This is a genomic window from Arthrobacter sp. E44 (genome assembly GCF_041877125.1).
Lineage (GTDB): Bacteria > Actinomycetota > Actinomycetes > Actinomycetales > Micrococcaceae > Arthrobacter.
In genome coordinates this window covers 1-23419 of sequence record NZ_JBHDJA010000015.1, presented here as the reverse complement: position 1 = coordinate 23419, position 23419 = coordinate 1, and the positions used below count along the sequence as shown (strand labels likewise).

The following is a 23419-nucleotide window of genomic DNA, read 5'->3' as shown; positions in this document are numbered from 1 at the left end:
GTGGATGGGCATTGATGATGGGCCGGCCGCCATTGCCGCTAAAGCGGGCGGCACTGTCCGTTGGTGGCCACGAGCTGGCGGATGGCCTCTTCATTTCCTTCGAGCTTGAGCTGGGTGAGCATCTCTTCGGTGATTGGCTCGCCGTCGGGCGTGGTGGTCACCGGGGTGAAGTCCGACGGCGAGGGCTGCTGCACGGCGTTGCCGCCCGTGGGCAGGGTGGCGGGCACGGGCCCGGCCGCCTGGACATGTCCGTCGCCTGCCCCTGGAACTGCCGTGCCGTCGTCGGGAATTCCTGCCGACTGTGCGCCCTTGGCGGATGCCTGCGCCAGCAATTGGTCCACCCGCTCGTGGATCTGGTCGAAGTCCGGGTTGGTGGAAAAGGACGGGTCAAAGTCCGGCGGCCCGATGGTGAGCCGTTTGACGTCCTTGCCCCGTGCCTTGATGGCGAGGTCCAGGAAGCTGCCCAGCTGGGCGGAGGAGACGTTGGATTCCACCACCTTGGTTCCCGCGCTGGCAATGTCCTCGAACTTGGACAGCAGGGTAGTGGGATCGAGCTGCTTCAGCATGGCCTGCTGCACGCACTGCTGGCGCTGGATGCGGGAGTAGTCATCAACGTATTCGCGCGAGCGTCCGTACCAGAGCGCCTGGTCCCCGTTGAGGGTCTGGTCGCCGGCCGGGATCCAGCCGAGGGGCATCCCGTGGGTCTTGGTGGTTTCGTCGAAGTACCCGCTCATGGGAACCCACCCGCCCGCCTTGATCCGGATGCCGCCCATGGCATTGATCAGCGTGGAGAAGCCCTGCATGTCAACCAGGACGTACGACTGGATTTGCATGCCGAGCGTGCCGGAGACGGCCTCCATGGTTGCTTGTGCGCCTGGGTCCGCCACGCCGGGGTAAAGGTTGGCGTGCTCGTTGGTGACCTCTGTGTTGATGGCGTTGATGAGGCATTCGTCGCCGCAGTTGTAGCCGTCGGGGTAGAGGGCGCGCATGGGGGAGCCCTCGCTGAACTGCGCGTTCTGGAAGTTCCTGGGGACGGAAATGATGGCGGTCTGGCCGGTCTCAGCATCCACGCTCAGCACCGAGAGGCTGTCCGGCCGGCGGCCGGTGCGGTCATCACCTGCGTCGCCACCCATCATAAGGAAGTTGTAGCGGCCGTCCACCGGCTTGATGGCCGGGCCGGACGAGAAGATATTGCCGATGGCGTTGCGTCCCACGTTCAGCAGGTAGGCGGCGTAACCCATGGAGCCGCTGCCCAGGACCAGGGCAACCACCAGGGCGATGCCGACGGCGGGGCGCGCTTTCGGTGCCAGCAGGACGGGGCGGATCAGCCTCAGGGTGTTGAGGAACAGCAATGCCCAGCCGAGGGCCAGCGCGGCCAACAGGACCACCAGCACCAGCGACGTGACCGGATTTGTGACAATGCTGATGACCATGCTCCGGTCCAGCAACAGCAGGACCGCCGCCAGCAGCAGGATGGCCCACACACAGAGCGTGATGCGCAGCGCCGTCCGCCCCAGCTTCCGGTCGCCCGCAACTAGCTGCGCGCTGCCCGGTACCAGGAGCGTCAACAGGACCAGCACGAAGGCGCGCTTGGTACGGACCGGAGAGGAAGCGCTGACCGGGTAGCGGACGGGGTCTGTCAGGGACGCCCCGGGCCCGGTGTTGAGCACGCTGCTGCTGCTGGCCATGCCCGCCGCCCTAACGGCTGCCCCGAAGGGCGCCGGAGCCGTCCGGGAAGACTTCGCTTACTTTCTGTCGCAGGTTTGCGCCCTTGCGGGCGGCAACGGCGTTGAGGTCCGCGGCGAAGTCGAGGAGGTCAGCGCGGAGGGAGGCAGCGAGCTCGTCGGTACCCGACGCGAGCATCCGAACGGCCAGGAGCCCGGCGTTCCGCGCGCCGGCGATGGAGACCGTCGCCACCGGCACCCCGGCGGGCATCTGGACGATGGACAAGAGGGAGTCCATCCCGTCCAGGGTCTTAAGGGGGACCGGCACGCCGATGACGGGAAGCGGCGTGACGCTGGCGAGCATGCCGGGCAGGTGGGCGGCACCGCCGGCGCCGGCGATGATGACCCGCAGGCCGCGTTCGTGCGCCGTCTGGCCGTACCGGATCATTTCCGTGGGCATCCGGTGGGCTGAGACCACGTCCGCTTCGAACGGGATGCCGAACTCGGCCAGGGCGTCCGCCGCGGCCTCCATGACCGGCCAGTCCGAGTCGGAGCCCATGACCAGGCCCACCAGCGGGCTGGTGCCGGATGCGGCGGGGGTGCTGTCGGCGCTCATGCCTTCTCCTCGAAAATCGCTGCAGGTTCTTCGGCGGATACCCGCCCGTCACGGATGATGCCGGCCACGGCCGTGGCCCGTCGGCGGACCGAGCCCACCTCCGCGGTGGAACTTCCCACCAGGTTGACGTGGCCGATCTTACGTCCCGGCCGTACAGATTTGCCGTAGCAGTGGACTTTCGCGGCGGGTTCGGCGGCGAGTGCCATGGGGTAGGCGGAGTACAAGTCCTGGTTTTCCCCGCCCAGGAAGTTCTTCATCACCGTCACCGGCGCCAGCGCATCGGTGGCGCCCAGGGGCAGGTTCAGGACGGCACGGAGGTGCTGTTCAAACTGGCTGGTGATGGAGCCGTCCTGGGTCCAGTGGCCGGTGTTGTGCGGCCGCATGGCCAGTTCGTTGATCAGGAATCCGGCTCCGGTGCCCGGCGTTTCGAAGAGTTCCACGGCAAGGACGCCGGTCACGTCCAGTTCGGCGGCGATGCGCAGTGCGGCGTCCTCAGCGGCTGCCGCCACCTCCAGCGGGATGTCCAGCGCCGGAGCAATCACCTCGTCGCAAACACCGTCCACCTGGATGGTGTGGACCACGGGCCAGGCCCGGGCTTCGCCATCGGGGCTGCGCGCCACGAGGGCGGAGAGTTCGCGGGTGAATTCCACTTTGGCCTCGGCCAGCAGGGGACTCATGGCGGCAAACCAGTCAGCCGCCTCGGCGGCCTCCTCCGGCGAGCCGACGATCCTGACGCCCTTGCCGTCATATCCACCGCGCGGGGTTTTCAGGACAACGGGCCAACCGGTTTCATCGCCGAAGCGCACCAGCGCGTCAACGTCGGCCACGGATGCCCAGGTGGGGTTCGGCAGTTCCAGCCGGTCGATGGCCGCACGCATGACCAGTTTGTCCTGGGCGTGGACCAGGGCGTCCGGTCCGGGCTGGACGTTGACTCCGGCCTCCTGCAGGGCGCGGAGGTGGTCCGTGGGCACGTGCTCGTGGTCGAACGTCATCACGTCCAGGCCCTTGGCAAAGTCCAGGAGCGTCTGCAGATCCTTGTAGTCGCCCACTGGAGTAGTGGGTACTGCCGATACCGCCGACACGTCGTCACCTTCGGCGAGGACGCGGAGTTCAAAGCCGAGTGCTGTAGCGGCAGGGGCCATCATTCGCGCGAGCTGGCCGCCGCCAACCACGCCTATCACTGGAAAAGTCACATATGCCAGCCTACCGAAGACGCGCCGGATCGACGCTTTTGCGGCCCGGTGGGGGACGGACATTTTCGCGGGGAGGGGTACCCGGCTCCTGCATCCGGGGGGCGCTGTAAGGCTTTGGGGCTAAAATGGTCCTTTGGCCGAGTGGCCCACAGTTCGTCACGGCCATGGAGGGTCATGTTTAGCACACTTGCAGATCGTATCCGGGGGCTCGCCTCACTCTTCTGGCGCGAGGTGGCCAAGTTTGGTGCGGTCGGCGGTGTCGCGTTCGTCATCGATAACGGGCTGACCTATTACCTGATGCACGGCCCCATGTCCGACAGCGAGGCGAAGGCCCGCTTTGTGGGAGCCACCGTGGCCACAGTCTTTTCGTGGGTGGCGAACCGGTTCTGGACCTTCCGCCACCGCCGCCAGGCCAACGTACTCCGTGAGTTCATCATGTTCGTGATCATCAACGGAATCGGCATTGGCATCTCTACAGGCTTCACCGCCCTGGCCAAGTACGGCATGGGCATCGACAACAAGAACCTGTTGTTCCTCGCCGGCGTGGTTGGCATCCTGGTCGCCACGGTTATGCGCTTCTTCGCCTACCGGTTCCTGGTGTTCAACCAGGAACTGGACCAGGAACCGGAGTTCTCCCACGACCACGAGATCATCGAAGCCCACCCCCACAAGGAGCGTGCGGGTGCCGCGGAACGCCCGGCACCGACTCCCGCCGACGGCGGCCCCCAGGCCTAGCCAACGGCCGCTAGCTTCCGTGGATGCGTTCGTCGGCCATCAGTTTGTCGGTGATCGCCACATCGGGATGGGTCAGCACTATGGAGCCGCCCTGCTGCCATGCGCCCAGCGCATTCGCGAGTACAGCTTCAAGTCCGGCATCGGCAGGAACATGCAGCCTGGCGCCTTCTGTATGCGGCACGGCAAAACCGGTGATCAGGTCCTGATGCAGGACACTTCGCCCCTGGCTGGTCAGCACGGCGCGGGCCGACGGGTCAGGATCGGCGTGGGGCATGAACACGTCCCCGTGTGACCGCACCTCAGCGGCATAATCCAGCCAACCGGCAGGAAGGTCGCCGCCCCAGCGCATGGCGAGGGCCGGCAGGGCAACGGCAACGCCGGCGTCGTACTGTCCGTCGGAACCGGCGGGATTGTCGGTGGCAAGGAAGTCCGCCTGGCCGCCGTCGAGCATTGTTTCCAGTCCCAGCTGCCAGCCGGCCAGTGCCCATACCAGCGCTTTCCAGTGGGCCGGAAGTGCGAGCCGGAGCCGCATGCCCGGTTCTGCATCCAGTTCGTCCTGCAGCAGGTTGCTCGTCTTGGCCACCCAGTTGTCCAGGACCCGGCCCGACAGTTCCACCCGCTCCGAGTCGGGCCCGTACCAGGTCAGGCGTGGTGCCGTGGAGTTTCCGGAGCGGAGGGCGGCCGTGAGTTCGAGCGCGGGAATTGATGTCATGCGTTCATCCTGCCACTGTCCGAATTACCTGGATGCCCGGCTTACCTGGATGCCCGCGCCAGCCGCGGCCGCCAAGCCAGGGGAACTGATCGTGATGTTAATCACCCGCATTGCTAAGTGTGCTTGCTATTTCTGCGAAGAGCAGGTATTTTCCCCGCTAACACGGGGGATTGGCGGCTTTCCTGCCGGGAATTACGGGCCAGACCCTTCCGCCACGCCGGAGCGGAAGGAAAACCCGGGCGTGGCGTGCGCAAATTTCCCGGCTTCGACTGTCTATTATCCCGGCAACGGCTTGACTCGCCCTAGTTACACACGTGTAATTAGGTAACTAAAGCAATTGCGTAAATACCGGCACACAACCGAGTGTCCACGTATCCAGGCAGTCGCTGAACCATCAGGAGGGTCGCCGTGGGGCAAGCAGAGCGTATCCAGGAAGATGCCGTCGTGGCCGGTCAGGCAACGGCAAAGTACCGTGCGCGGGGGGTGCCGAGCGATTGGTACGTGGACCCCGCTGATCCTGATGCTGCGGAGCGGTACAACAAGAACTCCACCACTGTTCTTGAGGACCAGGCAACCGCGTTCCTCGCGGCACACGAAGCCCTCCTCGACGGCGGTGCTGAGCCGGAAGACGACCTGGATCCGCCTATGGAGCTGGCTGCGGCCGGTACCACCCAGCCGGTGTGGATCGGGCTGCCGCTGCAGCAGGAGTTCGACGACGAGGGCGAGCTGGGCTGGCAGACGGATGCTTTGTGCGCGCAGACGGATCCGGAAGCCTTTTTCCCTGAGAAGGGCGGCTCCACCCGCGATGCCAAGAAGGTCTGCGGTGCCTGCAACGTACGGTCGCAGTGCCTGGAGTACGCGCTGGCCAATGACGAACGGTTCGGCATCTGGGGAGGCCTTTCCGAGCGTGAGCGCCGGCGGCTTAGGAAGCGAGCAATCTAATTCTTCAGGATGTGCACGTCACTGCCGTTGTGGTTGCCCACAACGGCAGTGCCTATCTGCCCAGAACCCTTGCAGCTTTGGCGTCCCAAACCCGGCCCGTTGACCGTGCCGTGGGTGTGGACACGGGGTCCGGCGACGACTCCTACCGCCTCCTGCGGGAGGCTTTGGGGGAAACCGAGGTTCTCAGCTACCCGCGGAGCAAAGGCGGCATGGGCGCCGCCGTCTCCGCTGCGCTCGCGGAGCTGGTCCCCGTCCACGGGGACGGCGACGGTGGCAGGACCGAGTGGATTTGGCTGCTGCACGATGATGCCGCGCCCGCGCCCGAAGCCCTTGCCGAACTCCTGGGCGCCGTGGAGCGTGCGCCCTCGGTCACCGTTGCCGGCTGCAAGCACCTGGACTGGCATTCGCCGCGAAGACTTATCGATGTAGGTCTTTCCACCAGCCGGTGGGCCGAGCGTCTGACCCTGATCGATGCCGATGAAATGGACCAGGGCCAGTACGACGGCCGTACCGATACCTTTGCCGTCAATTCCGCCGGCATGCTGGTGCGCCGGGATGTCTGGGACCAGCTGGGCGGCTTCGATCCGGCCCTGCCCGGCAGCGGAGACGACGTCGACTTCTGCTGGCGGAACCGCCTTGCAGGCCACCGCGTGGTGGTGGTTCCCGCAGCCCGGATGTTCCATGTGGCGCACCGTCCGCATGCCCTTGGAAACCCCTCGGCGGCGCGCAAGGCCCAGGTCCACTTGCGCCTGAAGCACAGCCCGCTCTGGATGGTGCCGGTCCACGGCATCGGTGCCTTGCTGGGCAGCCTCTTCAAGCTGGTCCTGAGCATCGTCGTCAAGGACCCTGGCCACGGCATTTCCCAGCTTCTCGCCACGTGCGCCGCGTTGGGCAGGCCGGGCGCCGTGGCCAAGGCACGCCGGACAGCCAAGCGGTCACGGCGCATCCGCCGGTCCGTCATCCGCAAACTCCAGACCCCCCGGCGGGAGGTGTGGAGCCACCGCCGGTCGCTGATGGAGGCGCTGGGATCCGACGGGTCCGGCGCTGACCACCTCGTGCAGGATCCGCTGGCGAACCAGCCCACCGGTGACGCCGCGGACGACTTCGCAGCCCTGGCCACCACCAAACGCGGTTGGGTGGGCAACGGCGCCTTGGCCGCCGTCATCATCGCATCCGTGGCCTCCCTATTGGCGCTCACAGGTTTGTTCCGGGCCGGAGCGGTAACCGGAGGTGCCCTGCTTCCTGTCTCCGCGAGCTTGGGGGACATCTGGCATAACGCCTCCAGTTGGTGGATCAGTTTGGGCGCGGGCCTTCCCGGCCGCGGCGACCCCTTTGACTACGTGCTGTGGATCATCGGAGTCCTGGGCGGAGGGGACGCGAATCCGGCCATGGCCTGGCTGCTCCTGCTCGGTGCCCCGTTGTCCGGCCTCACCGCCTGGTTCGCTGCCGGCGGGCTGACTGTGCGCCGCCGGCTCCGCCTCGTGGCTGCGCTCTATTGGGCAGCCGCTCCCGCACTCCAGGCCGCACTCAACCAGGGGCGGGCAGGCGCGCTGATCGCGCACATCATGCTTCCGCTGGTGGTCCTGGGCCTGCTGCGGGCTACGGGCTCCGCGGTGGGCCACGGCCGGTTCAACGCCGGCGCATCAACTGAACGCAACTCCACCGAACAGCCCCCGGCCAAGGCGGGGATCAACGGCCTTCCCTCGTGGACGGCCGCGGCAGCTGCGGGCCTGGCCCTGGCTGTCACGACCGCGGCCGCCCCCTCGCTGCTGATCCCGGCCACGGTGGTCATCGTGCTCTGCGGCCTGCTGCTGGGGCGGCGCGGGCGCACCGTGTGGTGGGCGCTGTTGCCCGCCGCCGCCTTGTTTATCCCATTTTCCCTCTCCACACTCGACCGGCCGCGTGCCATCCTGGCTGATCCCGGATTGCCGCTGGGATTCGACGCTGCCCCGCTGTGGCAGCAGGTCCTGGGCCAGCCACTCTCATTCGACCCCGCAGCCGGGCTTCAGGGACTGGCCGCCTTTGCCGGCGGTGGCGTGCCCTGGGCGCTCCTGCTCGCATTGCTGATCGCGGGGCCGGTGCTGGTCCTTGCCATCGTGGGACTCTTCAGTGCACGGCGTCGGGCCCGGATTGCCAGGTGCTTCTGGATCGTGGCTGTTATTGCCCTGGCCGCCGGCTGGTTCGCCAGCCACCTCGCCACCGGCTTCAACGCCGGCGTGCTGGTCACGCCGTTCACCGGACCTGTGGTGTCTGCCGTGTCCTTTGCCCTCCTTGCGGCGGCAATCCTCGGATCCGAGCAACTCCTGTCCACGGCGGACCGGGCGTCGGGCACCGGGACGAGGACTGGAAGGGCAGCGCGCGCAGGGCTGGCGCTGGGCCTTGTGGTGGTGCTGGCCGGACCGCTGGCCGGGATGGCTGCCTGGTCAGCGCAGAACATGTTGCGTCCGGCGGGGACTGCCGCCACCCAGGCCACTACACCCCTGGGGAGCGCTCCTGCCGCCGCGGCAGCAGGTTCCGGAACCGGGGGAGAGCTGGGCACGCCGCGCCTTGTGGAAGCCTCCACGGGGCGCTCCCTGCCCGCCACCGCCGTCGACCGGGGGACCGGGCCGGAACAAACACGGACCCTGCTGCTCAGCACCGGAGAAGACGGAACCTTCAGTGCGTCGCTGATGCGTGGGGCAGGCACCACCCTGGACAGTCTCTCCGCCATCGCCTCTGCACGGAACATCATCGGCGCGCCGGGTGCCGAAGAGGTCCGTGGCGACGACGACGTCACCGCGGCTGTCCGCCGCGTGGTGGCCACCCTTGTCGCTGGGCAGGGTGTGGATCCGCGCACCGACCTGGAACAGCTCGGGGTTGGATTCGTGGTGCTCCGGGCAGCGGACACGGCAGCCCAGCTCACCGCCAGCCGGATGGACGCAGTTCCCGGCCTTGTGGCCGTAGGACAGACCGACGTTGGCTGGCTCTGGCGCATCAGCCCACTGAACCAGCCGGTCCTCCAGGCTGCTGAAGTGGCCCATCGCGTCCGCATCGTGGATCCGCGTGGCGCGGCCACCGCTTTGGTCGCCTCCGGAACCGATGACGTCAACACCGCCGTCCCTGCGGGGCCGGAAGGCCGGCTGGTGGTACTGGCGGAGCGGGCCGACCCGGGGTGGAGTGCCTGGCTCGACGGCCGGAAGCTGACCTCCACCACCGACGGCTGGTCCCAGGCCTTTACGCTTCCAGCGGCGGCCGGCCAGCTCACCGTCCGCTACGAGAACCCGTGGTCGTTCTGGGCTGCCGCTGCCCAGATCACGGTGATCGGACTGACTGTCATCCTGGCAATCCCCATGCCGGCCCGGCGCCCGCGGACCGGTCTCTCGCGCGACGAGGGCTCCCTGCGTAAGGAACACCAACATGCATGAGCAGACCCCACCCGCCGGCATTCCTTCCGCCGAGGCGGGGAAGCAGCCCCAGGCCGGGGAAACGGCGCCAACGGGCGGCGAAGACAGCAAAACATCCAGCCGCGGCGCCAGCCGTGTGACAGGCGGCAAGGGGCGGGCAGCGTCCGTGGCTGGAATTGCGGCGGGCGTCCTCATCCTTGCCGGCGCAGGGGCCCTGGTGGCCGGAGGGTCGCTGATGGCCGCGCCCGCGTCCAGCCGGACCCTGCCGCCCGCGGAAGCAGCCGTCCCGGCGGGAGCCAGCCTTGGCGTCTGCCCCGGCCCCGCCCGGCTGCTGGAGGGAACCGGCACCGGTACCGACGCCCAGTTCCGGCCCGAGTCCGCTACTGCGGCGACCAGGGTCAGTGCCGCCGTGCTGAGCGCCGGAGGTGTGCTCCCCGGCAGCCGGCTCGCGCACCTGGACGGAACAGCCGCCGTCGAGATTTCCAAGGATCCTGGTCCGGCACCGACGGCCGCAGCCCCCCAACAGCTCCTGGCGGGAGTTGCAGCCGACCGGTCCATGGACCAGGTAAGTGTCCTGAGCGCCAAGGCCGTAGCCAACCAGAATGCGTCGGCCGCCGCCGCCATGAAATACACGGCCAGTGACGGTGACCTGCAGGGAAGTGCTGCTGCCACGTGCGGGAAACCCTCGAACGACCAATGGCTGGCGGGTGCCAGCACCACGGTCGGCCGCACCTCCGTGCTGGCACTCACCAATGCCTCCAGCACCCCTGCCACGGTGAGCCTTGAACTCTTTGGTTCGGGCGGTCAGGTGCAGACGCCGGGCAGTCGCGGCCTGCTGGTTGCCCCGGGCACCACCCGCAGCGTGGTCCTGGCCGGCCTTGCGCCCAACGAGCCGAGCCTCAGCGTGCACGTTCGCAGCGCCGGCGGCCCGGTGGCCGCATCCATCCAGCAGAGCGTGCTGCGTGGCCTCACTCCGGGCGGCGTGGATTTCATTGGCCCCGGGACTGCCCCTGCTGTCCGCCAGATCATGACGGGCGTGGACATCCAGGACCCCGCAGGCACTGCTCCCCTGACGGCCCAGGCCGCTTATAAGGATGCCGGCCCGGCCCTCGAGCTCACGGTTCCCGGCGCCTCCGATGCGGTAGTGGAAGTCAAGCTGTATGGACGGGATGGCCAGCGCGCCCTTCCGTCCGGCGGCGTCATCACCGCGAAGGCCGGATCCACCACCGAGGTCTCCCTGGCCGGTGTACCCGCCGGCCAATACACCGTGGCGGCCTCATCTGACGTCTCCTTTGTCGCCGCGGCGCGGATGGGGCGCGGGCTCCGGGCAGGGCAGCCATCCGATCTGGCCTGGGCTCCTTCGGCCGTGCGGCTTGGCAGCCAGCACGTGGTTCCCATCCCTAAGGGCGGCCTCCGCCAGCTGGTGTTCGGGGCGTTGGACGCCAGGGCCACCATCACGTATGCACCCATCACTGCCGATGGAAAGGTGCGGGCAGCCGCCACCGCCGACATCGCTGGTGGCACCACCGCGACCATTACCGTCCCGGACCAGGCCGAGGGGGCCGACGTCGTGGGCTATGTGGTCTCCGCATCCGGCGACGCCGCCTACGGGGCGGTTCTGGTGGGCCAGGACGGACGCAACGACGTCTCGTCCCTGGCGTTCCTCGCTGCTGCGGCCGGCCAGGAAACAGTCCCGGTCACCTTGGGCTACTAGGCCCGGTGTTCAGTAGCGGCGTCGGTACACGGGGTCAAGCGTCTCCGGCGCGACACCCAGCATCTCCGCCGTGTGCTCCACCACCACGTCGTGGACCAGGTCCTGGAGCTCTTCCACGCTGGAACAGGCCTGCTCCACCACCCGCCGGTACACCGTGATCGTGGGTCCTTCCTCTCCCGCAGCGGGGGTATAGGCGCCCATGGGTGCAGGGGCCGCGTTGGCGGCCAGCTGTTCAAGGTCCGGCGGGATTTCATCCACGCCAAACCTGACGCCGTCGAGGGTCTTGCCCCAGATGTCGTGCAACCGTTGGGCGGAGTCCAGCACCATGTCGTCAAAGCGGTCGCCGCGGGTCCGGTAGCCCGGATGCGTGGGCAACATCACCTCGCCGCGAAGGCCGCGCCCATGCCGGTTCCGGCGGCGCCTGAAGAAACTCCTGCCGGCGGTCTCCACGCCCGTTGCTGCGGGGGCATCCGGGTCAGCCAACCGGACCGAAAAACCTGATTCATGGTTCGATGACTGCATACATCGACTCTAAACCCGGGCGGGGATTTACGCGATACATCCGCCCGGCGGCGCCGCGCGCCTCTGCGTAGGCCCCGCAATGCGCAGTTTTTGCCCGGCGAAGGGATAGTCTGTGATGTCGTGGGAGCTATCCGTCAGTGTTCAAGGTCTGCCTGCCGCCAGTCGGCGGTAGCCACCCTGACGTACGTATATGCAGACTCCACGGCAGTCCTGGGGCCGTTGGCCACCTACGCCGAACCACACTGCTACGACCTCTGCGAGCAGCACGCCGATTCGTTGACGGTTCCCCGTGGCTGGGAAGTACTCCGCCTGGCAATGCCGTCCACTCCGCAGCAGCCTGGGCCGGATGACCTGCTGGCCCTGGCAAATGCCGTCCGCGACGCCGCGGCCCTGCCGCCGGAGGCGCAGCCGCCCGCCCAACGGGGCCACCATTCGGCATTGGAAGCCCCGGCAGGCACTGAAGGGGTACGCCGGGGCCACCTGCGGATCCTTCGCGAACCTTCCTGACCCGTATCTGGCGGTACTCTAAAGACTGCACATCCTTTCCGCTACCGGCGCGAGCGCGCCCGCCAGGGAGCATGAACAAATGCCAAAGATCAGCCCCGAGCTGTTGTCCGTCCTGCGTTGCCCCGTGACCGGATCGCCCCTGGTCCAGGAGGGGGAGGAACTGGTGGCCACTGCCGCCGGGGACTCCGGCGTGAAGAACCGGTACGCCATCGAGGACGGGATCCCTTTGCTGCTGCCTCCGGAACTGCTGGCCGCAGCAGCCTCGGCAGGTTCGGACCAGCACGATCCCGCTGCAGCAGGGCAGTAATCCACCTGCATCCGCTTCACCTGCACTGGCTCTCACAGAAACAGCAGAACGGGGACTGGACCAGTACCCGGACCAAGCAAAGGACCACCCATGACTTTTGAGTACAAGGTTGCCGATATCTCCCTGGCGGAAGCCGGCCGCCACCAGATCCGCCTCGCGGAGCACGAGATGCCCGGCCTGATGTCCCTCCGTGAGGAGTTCGGCCCCTCCCAGCCGCTCAAGGGCGCCCGGATCGCCGGTTCCTTGCACATGACCGTGCAGACCGCTGTGCTGATCGAGACCCTTACTGCGCTGGGCGCGGAGGTCCGCTGGGCGTCCTGCAACATCTTCTCCACCCAGGACGAAGCCGCGGCGGCCGTGGTGGTAGGCAAGGGCACCGTCGAAGACCCGCAGGGCGTACCGGTGTTCGCGTGGAAGGGCGAGACCCTCGAGGAATACTGGTGGACCGCCGAGCAGATCCTGACCTGGCCCGGCGCTGAGTCCAACCCCGAACTGGGCCCCAACATGATCCTTGACGACGGCGGCGACGCCACCATGCTGGTCCACAAGGGCGTGGAGTTCGAGGCCGTGGGCAATGTTCCCTCCGCAGATCCCGAGGACTCCGAAGAATACGGCATCTTCCTCGACGTGCTCCGCCGCTCCCTTGCCGCCGACCCCCGGAAGTGGACCAGGACTGCAGCCACGATCAAGGGCGTCAGCGAGGAAACCACCACCGGTGTGCACCGCCTATACCAGCTGGCCGACCAGGGCAAGCTGCTCTTCCCGGCCATCAACGTCAACGATTCGGTGACCAAGAGCAAGTTCGACAACAAGTACGGCATCCGCCACTCCCTGCCGGACGGCATCAACCGGGCCACGGATGTGCTCATGGGCGGCAAGGTGGCCGTGGTCTGCGGTTACGGCGACGTCGGCAAGGGCGCGGCGGAAGCCCTGCGCGGCCAGGGCTCGCGCGTCATCGTCACCGAGATCGATCCCATCTGCGCGCTCCAGGCGGCCATGGACGGCTACCAGGTGGCCAAGCTGGAATCGGTCCTGGCCCAGGGCGACATCTTCATCACCACCACCGGCAACAAGGACGTCATCCTGGCCGAGCACATGGCCGGCATGAAGAACAAGGCCATCGTGGGCAACATCGGCCACTTCGACAACGAGATCGACATCGCCGGCCTGGCCCGCATCCCCGGGATCAAGAAGGTTGAGATCAAGCCGCAGGTCCACGAGTGGGTCTTCGACGAAGGCGCCGACGCGGAGCGCTCCATCATCGTCCTGTCCGAGGGCCGGCTGCTTAACCTCGGCAACGCCACGGGCCACCCGTCCTTCGTCATGAGCAACTCGTTCGCCAACCAGACCATCGCGCAGATCGAGCTGTGGACCAAGCGGGACCAGCACGAGTACGAAAACAAGGTCTACGTCCTGCCGAAGGTCCTGGATGAGAAGGTGGCCCGGCTGCACCTGGCCGCACTGGGCGTCGAGCTCACTGAACTGACCAAGGACCAGGCAGAATACCTGGACATCGACGTCGCGGGCCCGTACAAGCCCGAACACTATCGTTACTGAGACGTAAGGGCCCGGGCGCTGGACAAGCGCCCGGGCCGTTATTTTTTGCACGTAGGATCAAAAACATGGAGCCTGATGTAAAGCCCCGTCGCCGGGGGAAAACCAAGAAAATCCTTGCCGTGGTTGCCGTGTGTGTCCTGGCTGCCGTGGGCGGGGTTTTCGCCGCCGTCGCCCCGGGCCTTGCCGGCGGACCCCTGGAATCGGAAGCAGGCTCCGCACTGCGGACATCGCCCGGCATCGCGTCCCCCGTTGTCCCACCGGTGGCACTGGACGCCGTCCCCGCCAATGGCGCCAAGCAGGTGAACCCGGCCGCACCGGTTTCCCTGAAGGTGGGCAATGGGATCATCCAGCGCGTCACCCTCGCCAGTACGGCGGGGAAGACCGTCGACGGCAGCATAGACCCCAGCGGGACGACGTGGTCCGCCACCGGCCCCCTTGAGTTCAATACCGAGTACAGCTACACCTACGTGGTTAAGGATTCAGCAGGACGCGAAACCAGCACCACCCAGTCCTTCAATACCGTGTCCAGCTCCCATGAGGCCGACGCTGCCATCTACCCGCTGAACGGCATGAAGGTGGGTGTGGGCCAGCCACTGCAGATCATTTTCAGCGAGCCCGTGACTAACCGGGCCGCCGTTGAAAAGGCCATCAAGATCACCACTACGGCTGGGCAGGCCGGGGCTTTCCACTGGTACAGCGACACCATGGTCCGGTATCGTCCCGAAAACTTCTGGGCTGCGAACTCCACCATCACCATGGACATGCAGCTCTTCGGCGTTGACCTCGGGAACGGCCAGATTGCCAACTTCAACAAAAAGGTGAATGTCTCCATCGGCGACAAGAAGGTAGCCATCGCCGATGCCACAGCGCATACATTTACGCTGAGCATCAATGACCAGCCTGTGAAGACCCTGCCCGTCAGCATGGGGGACAAGCGGTTCCCCTCGGCCAAGGGATTCGCGGTGCTGATGGAGAAGAACCGATTTGACCACTTCCGGGCGGCGAGCATCGGGCTCAAGCCCGACGACCCCGCCTATTACGGTGAGGCGGACGTCGAGTACACCATCCGCCTCACGCTCAGCGGGGCCTATATCCACCAGGCGCTTGAGTCCGCGCATCCGTACATCGGCAACACCAACGTGTCCCACGGCTGCATTGGTTTCCTCCCGGATGGAGCGGCCTGGGTTTTCGACAACATGGGAACCGGGGACGTGGTCCAGATCATCAATACCGAAGGTGACTACGCAGCGCACACCGACGGCTTCGGCGACTGGAACATCCCGTGGAGCGAATACGACAACTAGGGTCAGTTGCCGAACGGCAACCGCTGCAGGCGCTGCCCCGTCTCGGTGTACCGGCGGCGTGACTGCGACAGCCTGGTGAATTCCCGGTTCCGCCGTTCGGCAACGACGGCGGCCAGAAAGTCATCGGGGCCCGTTCCGGGCGGCGGGGCAGGGGCTACGTGGGCGGACAGTTCGGCGGCGATCGAGGCGGCCATGCCTGCCCTGGACAGCGGGGCCATCCGGCCAGCCTGGCGGATGAACTGTGCTGCCCTGCGCGCCGTGGCGTCCGGGATGCGGCCAATGTCCGCGGCGGCAGCCCAGGACTGCAGGTACGGCGGCACGAAGACCCGAATGGCCTGCTCAGCCGGCACCCGGCTTCGGACGGCATAGGTTCCGGCCAGCAGGTCGCCCAGCCGCCGCGACTTATCGTTGAAGAGCGCCACGGCAAGGGCAAGGCCGCCGAACGTCAGGTAGATTTCCAAAAAACCGGTCAGTCCGCGGATCACGGCGTGCCGGAACCGGATGGCGCCGCCATCCTCCCGGACCACCCGCAGGCCCGTGGCCAGCTTGCCCAGCGACCGGCCCCTGCTCAGCGTCTCCACAGCCACCGGCACCACCACCAGGCAGAACACGACGGCGGCAAGGCCAAGGGCGCGTGCGGCCGCCGGGTCAAGATCCCGGCCGGCGGCCGACAAGCCAATCATGACCAGCACGAGCAGGACAACATGGACCACGACATCGATGGCCAGGCCCAGGGCGCGCGCGGCGAAACTGGCGGGCCGAAGCTCGAGTACTACGGCCTCTCCGGTGATGATTGGACCCACCCTGCGGCCCTGCCCTTCGCAGCTGATGTTGGTTGGTGCGGACGCTCAAAGTCTAATGCCGGGCGTTAGGCTGTAGCCGTGGACATGGATGCCTTTGCCGCCGTCAATGCGGACAAATGGGCGCGGTTGCAGGAGCTTGCCGGCAAAGGCAGGCTGACAGGCGCCGAAGCCGACGAATTGCTGGCGCTTTACCAGTCCACGTCCGGGCACCTGTCCCTGGTCCGTTCCGTGGCCCCGGAAAGCGGGCTGTCGGCGTCCCTGTCCGCCACGCTGGCCCTGGCAAGGACCCGCTTCACCGGCGCCAGGTCCAACGTTGTGGCCGACCTGGCGCGGTTCTTCGTGGTGGCCCTTCCGGCTGCGCTGTACCGGCTGGCCTGGCTTACTCTGGCCTGCGGCGCAGCATTCGTCCTCATCGCGGCTGCTTACGCCATATGGATCGGAACATCCTCTGAAGCCCTTCGGGCCGTGGCGTCCGAAACCGCCGCAGCCCAGTACGTGGACCAGGACTTCATCAACTACTACTCGGAAAACCCTGCAGCGTCCTTCGCCGGCGCCGTATGGACAAACAACGCGTGGATCTGTGCCCAGGCAGTGGCCCTGGGCATTACCGGGGTGTGGGTTCCGATGATCCTGTTCAGCAATGCGCAGGGGGTGGGCGTCGCTGCCGGAATCTTCGCCTCAGCGGGCAAGTCCGATGTGTTTTACAGCTACATCCTGCCCCACGGATTGATGGAGCTCACCGCCGTCTTCATTGCCTCTGCCGCGGGCCTGCGGATCTTTTGGGCCATGGTCGCGCCCGGCCCCCGCACCCGTGGCCGGGCGGTGGCCGAGGAAGGCCGGTCACTGGTCACGGTGGCCCTGGGGCTGGTCCTCGTTCTTTTCGTCTCGGGGCTGGTTGAAGGGTTCGTCACCCCCAGTCCACTGCCCCCCTGGGCCAGGATCGGCATTGGCGCGGCCGTACTCGCCGCGTACTGGGTGTATGTCCTGGTGTGGGGCAGGCGGGCGTTCCTGTCGGGGGAACGCGGGGACATCCGCCGGGAAGACGCCGGCTACACGGAAATCGCTGCCTGAATCGTTGTAATCCTGCCGGGGTGGTTCCTCGCCGAGCGGAAGTTCCGGACGGTAGGCTCGTCTGCAGAATCAATCGCGCCGGCGAACTGGGACCGGTGCGGAACCCAACGGAAGTGACGCTGCTGTGAATGACGAAACACCGGCCCGCGCCAAAAGCGCTGCGCCGCAGCCGGAACCTTTCCTGGATACGTCCGGGGATTCCGACGAGCCCGCGTTCTCCTGGCTGGCGCCTACGGACGGAGACACGTCCGACGGGAACAAGCCGAATGCAGACAAGCCGAATGCTGACAAGTCGGATGCAGACGGTACCAGTGCTGATAAGACCAGTGGGGACAAAACCCCTGGGGGCAGGACCGCCGCTGACCTGTCTGACGGAAACATGCCCGGCGGGGGAGGACCAGGCACGGGAGTGACCGGCAGTGAAAGCAACCGCGAGGCACGCCGGGACACGCGCAATTCCGCACAGCCTGAAAGCCGGGCCGACCGGAAGGCTGCGGAAGCCGGATCTTCCGCCCTTGGGAATCCTGCCTCCGCGCGTCCCGGTGCGGGGCTCTCGGCAGCCGGTGCGTCGACGGCCGGCTCGTCCGCAACCGGGTCCTCCACGACCGGATCCGCTGCGGACCAGCGGGACGGCACCGATTCTCCTGTGTTCAAGGAACCCCTTCCGACGTCGGCACTGCACGTGCGTCCCCCGGAGGAGGAAGTGGAGCGCCGCAACGCGCAGCGTGAAAGCGCGGCCAATGCCAAGCCGGTGGCGCCGCGCGTCATGCAGGTCCTGCTCGCGGTCATCTATCCGGTTATCCTCCTGATCCTGGCCGTCCGGGCCGTGACCAGCCCGCTCTTCCTCTGGGTGGAATACAACCGGCCCGGCTTCCCGGGCGACGGCTACGGCTTCAACACCGACGACCGGATGACCTATGGTTCCTACGCCGTGGACTACCTCAGCAACTGGGCGGGCCCGCGTTACCTGGGTGACCTGGTGAGCCGCAGCGGCGAAAAACTCTTCAAGGACGGCGAAGTCAGCCACATGGCGGACGTCAAAGTTGTCATCCTGTCGACCTTCGGCGCCGGCGTTTTGCTGCTCCTCCTTGCCCTGATCGCCATCCTGTACCTGCGCAAGCGCAGCACCGGCGGGATCAGGCGCGGCCTTTTCGCCGGCTCCATCATCACGCTGGTCCTGATCCTGGGCCTCGGTACGCTGGCGGCCCTGGGCTGGCAGCAGTTCTTTACCGAGTTCCACCGGATTTTCTTCGCCGACGGGTCCTGGACCTTCAGCCTGGACGATACCCTGATCCGGCTGTTCCCCAGCCAGTTCTGGATGGATGCCGGCATCGCCATCGCGGCGATGGTGCTCCTGGCTTCCATCGTGACGCTGGTGCTTACCTGGCCCACGCGCCGCCGCCGTGGCGTAGGACGCGGGGAAGAGCCGGCAAGGGCTGGGCAGGGAAAGCCTGACCAGGAAACGGCGGAGCAGGAAAAGGCCTCTCAGCCGTAGATCTTGGCGATCTCCGCCTGGAACTCCCTGACGACGGCGGACCGCTTCAGTTTCAGCGACGGCGTCAGGTGCCCGGACTCCACGCTGAACTCAGCGTCCAGCAGCCGGAAGGTGCGCACGGACTCCGCCTTCGACACCATCTTGTTTGCCAGGTCCACGGCTTCCTGAAGGGCAGCCAGGACCTGGGGGTCACTGGCCGCTTCACTGAGGGGGAGCGGGGGCAGGCCCCGCTCGGCGCGCCAGTCGGCAACGCCTTCCGGGTCCAGGGTCAGGAGGGCTGATACGTAGGGCTTGCCGTCACCCACCACCACTGCATGGGCCACGAGCTGGTGGCTCCGGATCATCTCTTCCAGCGGCCCGGGGGCAACGTTCTTGCCGCCGGCCGTTACCAGGAGGTCCTTCTTCCGGCCCGTGACCGTGAGGAAGCCCTCCTTGTCCAGCTCGCCAAGATCGCCGGTGCGAAAGAAGCCGTCCACGAACGCTTCGGCGTCCGCGGCCGGGTTGTCGTGGTACCCCCGGAAAACACCGATTCCCTTGACCAGGATTTCGCCGTCTTCGGCCACGCGGATGGTGGTCCCGGGGATGGGGATGCCCACCGTTCCCACCCTGTTGCGGGAGGGTGTGTTCACGGTGCACGGCGCCGTGGTTTCGGTCAACCCGTAGCCTTCGAGGACGGGAATGCCCACCCCCCGGAAGAAGTGTGCGTCTTCCGAAGCAAGGGGGCTGGCCCCGGAGACGGTGTACTCCACCTCGCCGCCGAACGCCTGTCGCAGCCTCGGGTAGACCAGCCGGTCAAACACCGCGTGCCGGGCCCGGCTCAGCAGTCCCGGGCCGGGACCCTCGCCACGGTTTAGCCGGTCCTGTTCGCGCGAGTAGGCAATGGCTGCAGCGGACGCGGCATCGAACACCCGTCCCTTGCCTGCCACCGCCGCCTTGTGAGCGGCCGTTGCCCGGACTTTCTCGAAGATGCGCGGCACCACCAGCAGGAACGTGGGCCGGAAGGTGCCAAGGTCTTCGAGGAGCTGCGCCGCCCCCGGGCTGTGGCCCACGGTTGCGCCGGCGGCTACACAGACCACCTGGACCGCCCGGGCCAGGACGTGGGCCAGCGGCAGGAACATCAAAGTGCGCGCCATATCCTTCTGCAGGATCTCCGGCAGGAACGCCACGATGTTCTTGGCCACCAGGGCGAAGTTCCCGTGCGTGATCTCGCACCCTTTGGGTTTGCCCGTGGTGCCCGACGTATATACCAGCGAGGCGAGGTCCGCCAGGCCTGCACGGGTGCGCTGCCGCTCCAGTTCAGCGTCGCTGACTCCGGCGCCTGCAGCGGCGAGGCTGGCAAGGTCGGGGGCCTCGCCGTCGTAATCCATCCGCACCACGTTGACCAGGCGGTCGCTGAGCTCGGCAGAGGCCGCCACCACGCCGGTGACCAGCTGCACCATGGCGCGTTCGCCGGCGAAGACCCGCCGGACCCCGGCGTCGCGGATGATCCACTCCACCTGGCTCGCGGAGGACGTCTCATAGATCGGCACCGTAACGCCGCCGGCGAACCAGATGGCAAAGTCCACCAAGGTCCACTCATAGGAGGTACGGGACATCACGGCCACGGTGTCACCCGGTTCCAGGCCGCCGGCAATGAGCCCCTTGGCCAGCGCGCTGACGTCCTGGAGGAATTTCTGCACGGGAACATCCACCCAGCCGTTGGGGCCCTTCCGGCGGTACAGGGCACGGGCCGGGTTGGCGGCGTGCTGCTCCAGCAGCAGGTCGGTCACGTTGCTGTTGGCGTCCATCTCAACCAGCAGTTCGGTGCTTGCTTCTCTCACAGCAGGTCTCCGTTTCCGCTGCCACGCCGCGGCAGCGGCTCCTTCAGGTCTCTGTTGACATCCTGCCCTAGATCCAGGACGGCATCCACATCCGGACCTTCCAGTCGACGTAGGGGATGACTTCGGCAGTCCAGATCGGGTAGAAAAAGGCCGACAGCAGGACCGCCGCCACAAGGAACAGGACCACCAGGTACAGGCCGGAGCGGCGGCGCCAGGGCGGGTCCGTGGCCCTGCCCAGGACCAACCCGAGGCAGTACACCAGCGCCAGGACCAGGAACGGCTCGAAGGACACCGCGTAGAAGTAGAACATGGTCCGCTCCGGGTACATGAACCACGGAAGGTAGCCGGCGGCGACACCTGCCAGCACGGCACCCGCGCGCCAGTCCCGGCGTCCGGCCCACCAAAAGAGCAGGACCACCAGCGAGATGGCCGCCGACCACCAGATCAGCGGATTTCCGACGGACAGAATGGCCGATGTGCACTTCTCCACGTCACAGCCCGGAGTGCCCTGGGGCGGGGATTCATAGAAAAACGACGTGGGCCGTCCCATCACCAGCCAGCTCCAGGCGCTGGCCTGGTAAGGGTGCTCGGCGCTGAGGCCCTGGTGGAACTTGTACGCTTCCAAGTGGTAGTGGACCAGGGAGCGGACGGAGTTGGGGAGCCAGCCCCATTCGGCTGACGGATTGCTTTCCGCCCAATGGCGGAAGTAGGCGTTGTCGGACAGGAACCAGCCCGTCCAGGTGGCGGCATAGATGAGCCCTGCCACGGGAACCATGCCGAGGAACGCGGGGATCCCGTCCCGGATCACGCCGCCGCTGATCCAGCCGCGGATGCCGGCGACCCGGCGCGCGTTGAGGTCCCACAGCACGGTGAGGATGCCGAATCCGGCGAGGAAGAACAGGCCGGACCACTTGGTTCCCACGGCCAGGCCCATGCAGACGCCCGCGGCGACCCGCCACCAGCGCACGCCCAGCCACGGCCCGGACAGCAGCGCACCTTCCGGCGGCTGCCCGCCGTTGGCGGCAGCGGCCCGGGCCAGCCGTGCGGCAAGCCGGCGGCGTCCGTCGTCGCGGTCCATCAGCAGGGCGCCGAAGGCGGCAAGGATCCAGAACGTGAGGAAGATGTCCAGCAGCGAGGTCCGGGACATTACCAGGTGATGGCCGTCGACGGCGAGGAGCAGCCCGGCGGCGCCGGCCAGCGGAAGCGAGCGGAACAGTTTCAGTGCGACCAGGGAGACCAACAGGACGGTGAGGGTGCCGGTGAGGGCTGCGGCGAAGCGCCAGCCGAACGGGTTCTCCGGCCCGAACAGCCACATGCCCGCGGCGATCATCCATTTGCCTACCGGCGGGTGGACCACATACTCGGGGGTGCCCAGCAGGACGTCGGGATTGCCGGTGTTGAAGGCATCATTCGCTTTGTCCGGCCAGCTGCGTTCGTAGCCGCTGATGAGGTAGGAGTAGGCATCCTTGACGTAGTACGTCTCGTCGAACACCAGCTTGTGCGGAACCTCGAGGCGGATGAACCGGAGGAGGCCGCCAATGACTGCCGTCAGGACCGGAACCAGGACGAACCAAAGACGGAGCGACGGCGGGTAGTCACGCCACGAGGTACCGGTACCAATCAGCCTTGCCCGCAGCGCCTCGACGGTGAACGCCTCATCCGGCCGGCTGATCCAGGACTGGGCAGCCTTCCCGTGAGGCTCCACCGCTGTGGCGCCTGCTGAAGGGGATGCCGCCAGGCTGCGTTTCCAGGCCCCGGCGGGCCGCGTCGAGGTCTGCGTCACGAGCCCCATGCTACCTTTTGCGGCTGGAAGACCCGGCAGCAGTAGGCTTGGTAGGTGGACCCGAACCCCAGCCCCCTCCCCGAGCCCGCCCCTTCGACTGTGGGGCGGATCGTCCTTGCCGCCACACCGATCGGGAACACCGGCGACGCCTCCGCCCGGCTCGTGGAACTGCTGGGCACGGCAGACATCGTCGCCGCCGAGGACACCCGGCGGCTCCACCGCCTGGTCCAGAGCCTGGGCGTTACCGTGACCGGCCGCGTCATCAGCTACCACGAACACAACGAGGCCACCCGGACGGCCGAACTCCTTGACCACGTGCGTGCCGGCAGCACGCTCCTCATGGTGACCGACGCCGGGATGCCTGCGGTTTCGGATCCCGGTTTCCGGCTGGTTGAGGGCGCCATTGCGGCGGGGCTTACCGTCACCGCCGTCCCCGGCCCCTCAGCCGTGCTCACGGCACTGGCGCTGTCCGGCCTGCCGACGGACCGGTTCTGCTTCGAAGGGTTCCTTCCCCGCAAAGCCGGCGAAAGGGCCTCCCGCCTCGCCGATCTCGCGGGGGAGCGGCGCACCATGGTCTTCTTCGAAGCTCCGCACCGGTTGGAAGCCATGCTGCGGGCCCTGCGGGAGCGCTTCGGCCCGGACCGTCCCATCGCCGTCTGCCGGGAGCTGACCAAGACGTACGAGGAAGTCATCCGCGGCACTGTAGGCGAACTCCTCACTTGGGCTGAGGAGAATGAGGTGCGCGGCGAGATCGCCGTGGTGCTCGGCGGTGCGCCGGAACAGGCAGCCGGAACCCCGGAAGACCACGTCGCGGCAGTCAACGAGCTGGTGAACCAGGGCATCCGGTTGAAGGAGGCTGTAGCCGCCGTTGCCGATGACGCGCGCGTGAGCAAGCGGGAACTGTATTCGGCTGTGCTCGCCGCCCGGTAACCTCCGCAGGGGCCTTCCGATTCCTGTGCAGCTGCACAGCAAAGCTGCGATTCTGCAGTGCGCAACGGCGTAGACCCTGGCGGTGCCCCGCAGTAGTCTGGCTGTTAATCAGCCCCATGATCCCGGTCACTCCGAACCGCGGCGGCGGGCTGCCACAACCCTACTGACGAGGGAGTCATCGTGACTGTCACTGCACAGCCGGCCGTTACCGCCGAGCGCGAAACCCGGCTTTTGGCCTCCGTTCCCACCGGGCTGCTCATCGATGGTGAGTGGCGCGACGCCGCTTCGGGCAAGACGTTCGACGTCGAGGATCCCGCTACCGGGAAGGTGCTGCTGAGCATTGCCGACGCCGGCCCCGAGG

Annotated in this window: 19 protein-coding genes and 1 pseudogene; 12 read left to right on the top strand and 8 right to left on the bottom strand. The window is 67.1% G+C overall.

Features of this window, described 5'->3' with window-relative positions; all coding sequences use genetic code 11:
- Positions 1 to 38: 38 nt before the first annotated feature.
- Genes ACETK3_RS14090 through ACETK3_RS14080 form a run of 3 tightly spaced genes read right to left on the bottom strand, consistent with a single transcriptional unit; the run spans position 39 to position 3425 of the window.
- Positions 39 to 1688, bottom strand: coding sequence for an LCP family protein (locus ACETK3_RS14090; protein ID WP_373993085.1), 1650 nt, complete (start codon positions 1686 to 1688; stop codon positions 39 to 41).
- A gap of 10 nt (positions 1689 to 1698) precedes the next feature.
- Positions 1699 to 2280 (bottom strand): 5-(carboxyamino)imidazole ribonucleotide mutase, encoded by a 582-nt coding sequence (purE, locus tag ACETK3_RS14085; protein WP_236801626.1) that lies wholly within the window; start codon positions 2278 to 2280, stop codon positions 1699 to 1701.
- Entirely contained in the window at positions 2277 to 3425 is a 1149-nt protein-coding gene (locus ACETK3_RS14080) for a 5-(carboxyamino)imidazole ribonucleotide synthase (RefSeq protein WP_237430482.1), read from the bottom strand. Before ACETK3_RS14080 ends, purE begins: the two co-directional genes overlap by 4 nt.
- A 222-nt stretch (positions 3426 to 3647) precedes the next feature.
- On the opposite strand from ACETK3_RS14080, the gene ACETK3_RS14075 reads away from it, so the two are divergent.
- Positions 3648 to 4208 carry a GtrA family protein gene (locus ACETK3_RS14075; RefSeq protein ID WP_236801628.1) on the top strand — a complete coding sequence of 187 codons (561 nt, stop codon included), beginning with the start codon at positions 3648 to 3650 and terminating at the stop codon, positions 4206 to 4208.
- A gap of 10 nt (positions 4209 to 4218) precedes the next feature.
- Here the strand turns inward: ACETK3_RS14075 and ACETK3_RS14070 are convergent, their stop codons facing one another.
- Positions 4219 to 4920 (bottom strand): TIGR03089 family protein, encoded by a 702-nt coding sequence (locus tag ACETK3_RS14070; protein WP_236821615.1) that lies wholly within the window; start codon positions 4918 to 4920, stop codon positions 4219 to 4221.
- A gap of 408 nt (positions 4921 to 5328) precedes the next feature.
- Here ACETK3_RS14070 and ACETK3_RS14065 point away from each other — a divergent pair, with 408 nt between their 5' ends.
- Genes ACETK3_RS14065 through ACETK3_RS14055 form a run of 3 tightly spaced genes read left to right on the top strand, consistent with a single transcriptional unit; the run spans position 5329 to position 10959 of the window.
- Positions 5329 to 5862, top strand: coding sequence for a WhiB family transcriptional regulator (locus ACETK3_RS14065; RefSeq protein WP_237430134.1), 534 nt, complete (start codon positions 5329 to 5331; stop codon positions 5860 to 5862).
- 29 nt (positions 5863 to 5891) lie between these two features.
- The gene (locus ACETK3_RS14060; protein WP_373993107.1) at positions 5892 to 9266 is read left to right on the top strand and encodes a glycosyltransferase family 2 protein; all 3375 of its coding nucleotides are present in this window, start codon (positions 5892 to 5894) and stop codon (positions 9264 to 9266) included.
- Complete coding sequence (locus ACETK3_RS14055; RefSeq protein ID WP_373993084.1) at positions 9259 to 10959, top strand: DUF5719 family protein; 1701 nt, start codon at positions 9259 to 9261, stop codon at positions 10957 to 10959. Before ACETK3_RS14060 ends, ACETK3_RS14055 begins: the two co-directional genes overlap by 8 nt.
- Before the next feature lie 9 nt (positions 10960 to 10968).
- Here ACETK3_RS14055 and ACETK3_RS14050 read toward each other — a convergent pair whose 3' ends face one another.
- Complete coding sequence (locus tag ACETK3_RS14050) at positions 10969 to 11481, bottom strand: metallopeptidase family protein (protein ID WP_237430136.1); 513 nt, start codon at positions 11479 to 11481, stop codon at positions 10969 to 10971.
- A gap of 120 nt (positions 11482 to 11601) precedes the next feature.
- Here ACETK3_RS14050 and ACETK3_RS14045 point away from each other — a divergent pair, with 120 nt between their 5' ends.
- The 4 genes from ACETK3_RS14045 (at position 11602) to ACETK3_RS14030 (ending at position 15156) form a co-directional block, all read left to right on the top strand.
- On the top strand, positions 11602 to 11988 hold the full coding sequence (locus ACETK3_RS14045) for a DUF3499 domain-containing protein (RefSeq protein ID WP_236801659.1): 387 nt from the start codon (positions 11602 to 11604) through the stop codon (positions 11986 to 11988).
- Positions 11989 to 12067: 79 nt separating this feature from the next.
- The gene (locus ACETK3_RS14040; protein WP_236821619.1) at positions 12068 to 12295 is read left to right on the top strand and encodes a Trm112 family protein; all 228 of its coding nucleotides are present in this window, start codon (positions 12068 to 12070) and stop codon (positions 12293 to 12295) included.
- A 90-nt stretch (positions 12296 to 12385) separates the two neighbouring features.
- The gene (ahcY, locus tag ACETK3_RS14035) at positions 12386 to 13852 is read left to right on the top strand and encodes an adenosylhomocysteinase (RefSeq protein ID WP_373993083.1); all 1467 of its coding nucleotides are present in this window, start codon (positions 12386 to 12388) and stop codon (positions 13850 to 13852) included.
- Between the two features lie 65 nt (positions 13853 to 13917).
- A complete protein-coding gene (locus ACETK3_RS14030) occupies positions 13918 to 15156 on the top strand; it encodes an Ig-like domain-containing protein (RefSeq protein WP_373993082.1) in 1239 nt (412 codons plus the stop codon).
- Positions 15157 to 15158: 2 nt separating this feature from the next.
- Here ACETK3_RS14030 and ACETK3_RS14025 read toward each other — a convergent pair whose 3' ends face one another.
- Positions 15159 to 15959, bottom strand: coding sequence for an RDD family protein (locus ACETK3_RS14025; RefSeq protein ID WP_236821622.1), 801 nt, complete (start codon positions 15957 to 15959; stop codon positions 15159 to 15161).
- Between the two features lie 78 nt (positions 15960 to 16037).
- Here ACETK3_RS14025 and ACETK3_RS14020 point away from each other — a divergent pair, with 78 nt between their 5' ends.
- Together ACETK3_RS14020 and ACETK3_RS14015 are read left to right on the top strand one after the other, a co-directional pair.
- Positions 16038 to 17030: a stage II sporulation protein M gene (locus ACETK3_RS14020; RefSeq protein WP_373993081.1), complete on the top strand. Its 993-nt coding sequence runs from the start codon at positions 16038 to 16040 to the stop codon at positions 17028 to 17030.
- Between the two features lie 124 nt (positions 17031 to 17154).
- Positions 17155 to 18525 (top strand): TIGR01906 family membrane protein, encoded by a 1371-nt coding sequence (locus ACETK3_RS14015; RefSeq protein WP_373993080.1) that lies wholly within the window; start codon positions 17155 to 17157, stop codon positions 18523 to 18525.
- Here ACETK3_RS14015 and ACETK3_RS14010 read toward each other — a convergent pair.
- Both ACETK3_RS14010 and ACETK3_RS14005 read right to left on the bottom strand, forming a co-directional pair.
- Positions 18516 to 20345 (bottom strand): long-chain fatty acid--CoA ligase, encoded by a 1830-nt coding sequence (locus tag ACETK3_RS14010; RefSeq protein WP_306969409.1) that lies wholly within the window; start codon positions 20343 to 20345, stop codon positions 18516 to 18518. The genes ACETK3_RS14015 and ACETK3_RS14010 overlap by 10 nt on opposite strands.
- Before the next feature lie 67 nt (positions 20346 to 20412).
- Positions 20413 to 22137 (bottom strand): dolichyl-phosphate-mannose--protein mannosyltransferase, encoded by a 1725-nt coding sequence (locus ACETK3_RS14005; RefSeq protein WP_373993079.1) that lies wholly within the window; start codon positions 22135 to 22137, stop codon positions 20413 to 20415.
- A 45-nt stretch (positions 22138 to 22182) separates the two neighbouring features.
- On the opposite strand from ACETK3_RS14005, the gene rsmI reads away from it, so the two are divergent.
- Together rsmI and ACETK3_RS13995 are read left to right on the top strand one after the other, a co-directional pair.
- On the top strand, positions 22183 to 23058 hold the full coding sequence (rsmI, locus tag ACETK3_RS14000; protein WP_306969413.1) for a 16S rRNA (cytidine(1402)-2'-O)-methyltransferase: 876 nt from the start codon (positions 22183 to 22185) through the stop codon (positions 23056 to 23058).
- A 180-nt stretch (positions 23059 to 23238) separates the two neighbouring features.
- A pseudogene (locus tag ACETK3_RS13995) lies at positions 23239 to 23419 on the top strand (NAD-dependent succinate-semialdehyde dehydrogenase); the annotation flags it as partial.

Coding starts and splice junctions, on each gene's coding strand:
- ACETK3_RS14090 (WP_373993085.1), bottom strand. CDS start 1,688: ATGGCCAGCAGCAGCAGCGTGCTCAACACCGGGCCCGGGGCGTCCCTG.
- purE (WP_236801626.1), bottom strand. CDS start 2,280: ATGAGCGCCGACAGCACCCCCGCCGCATCCGGCACCAGCCCGCTGGTG.
- ACETK3_RS14080 (WP_237430482.1), bottom strand. CDS start 3,425: ATGATGGCCCCTGCCGCTACAGCACTCGGCTTTGAACTCCGCGTCCTC.
- ACETK3_RS14075 (WP_236801628.1), top strand. CDS start 3,648: ATGTTTAGCACACTTGCAGATCGTATCCGGGGGCTCGCCTCACTCTTC.
- ACETK3_RS14070 (WP_236821615.1), bottom strand. CDS start 4,920: ATGACATCAATTCCCGCGCTCGAACTCACGGCCGCCCTCCGCTCCGGA.
- ACETK3_RS14055 (WP_373993084.1), top strand. CDS start 9,259: ATGCATGAGCAGACCCCACCCGCCGGCATTCCTTCCGCCGAGGCGGGG.
- ACETK3_RS14050 (WP_237430136.1), bottom strand. CDS start 11,481: ATGCAGTCATCGAACCATGAATCAGGTTTTTCGGTCCGGTTGGCTGAC.
- ACETK3_RS14040 (WP_236821619.1), top strand. CDS start 12,068: ATGCCAAAGATCAGCCCCGAGCTGTTGTCCGTCCTGCGTTGCCCCGTG.
- ahcY (WP_373993083.1), top strand. CDS start 12,386: ATGACTTTTGAGTACAAGGTTGCCGATATCTCCCTGGCGGAAGCCGGC.
- ACETK3_RS14030 (WP_373993082.1), top strand. CDS start 13,918: ATGGAGCCTGATGTAAAGCCCCGTCGCCGGGGGAAAACCAAGAAAATC.
- ACETK3_RS14005 (WP_373993079.1), bottom strand. CDS start 22,137: ATGGGGCTCGTGACGCAGACCTCGACGCGGCCCGCCGGGGCCTGGAAA.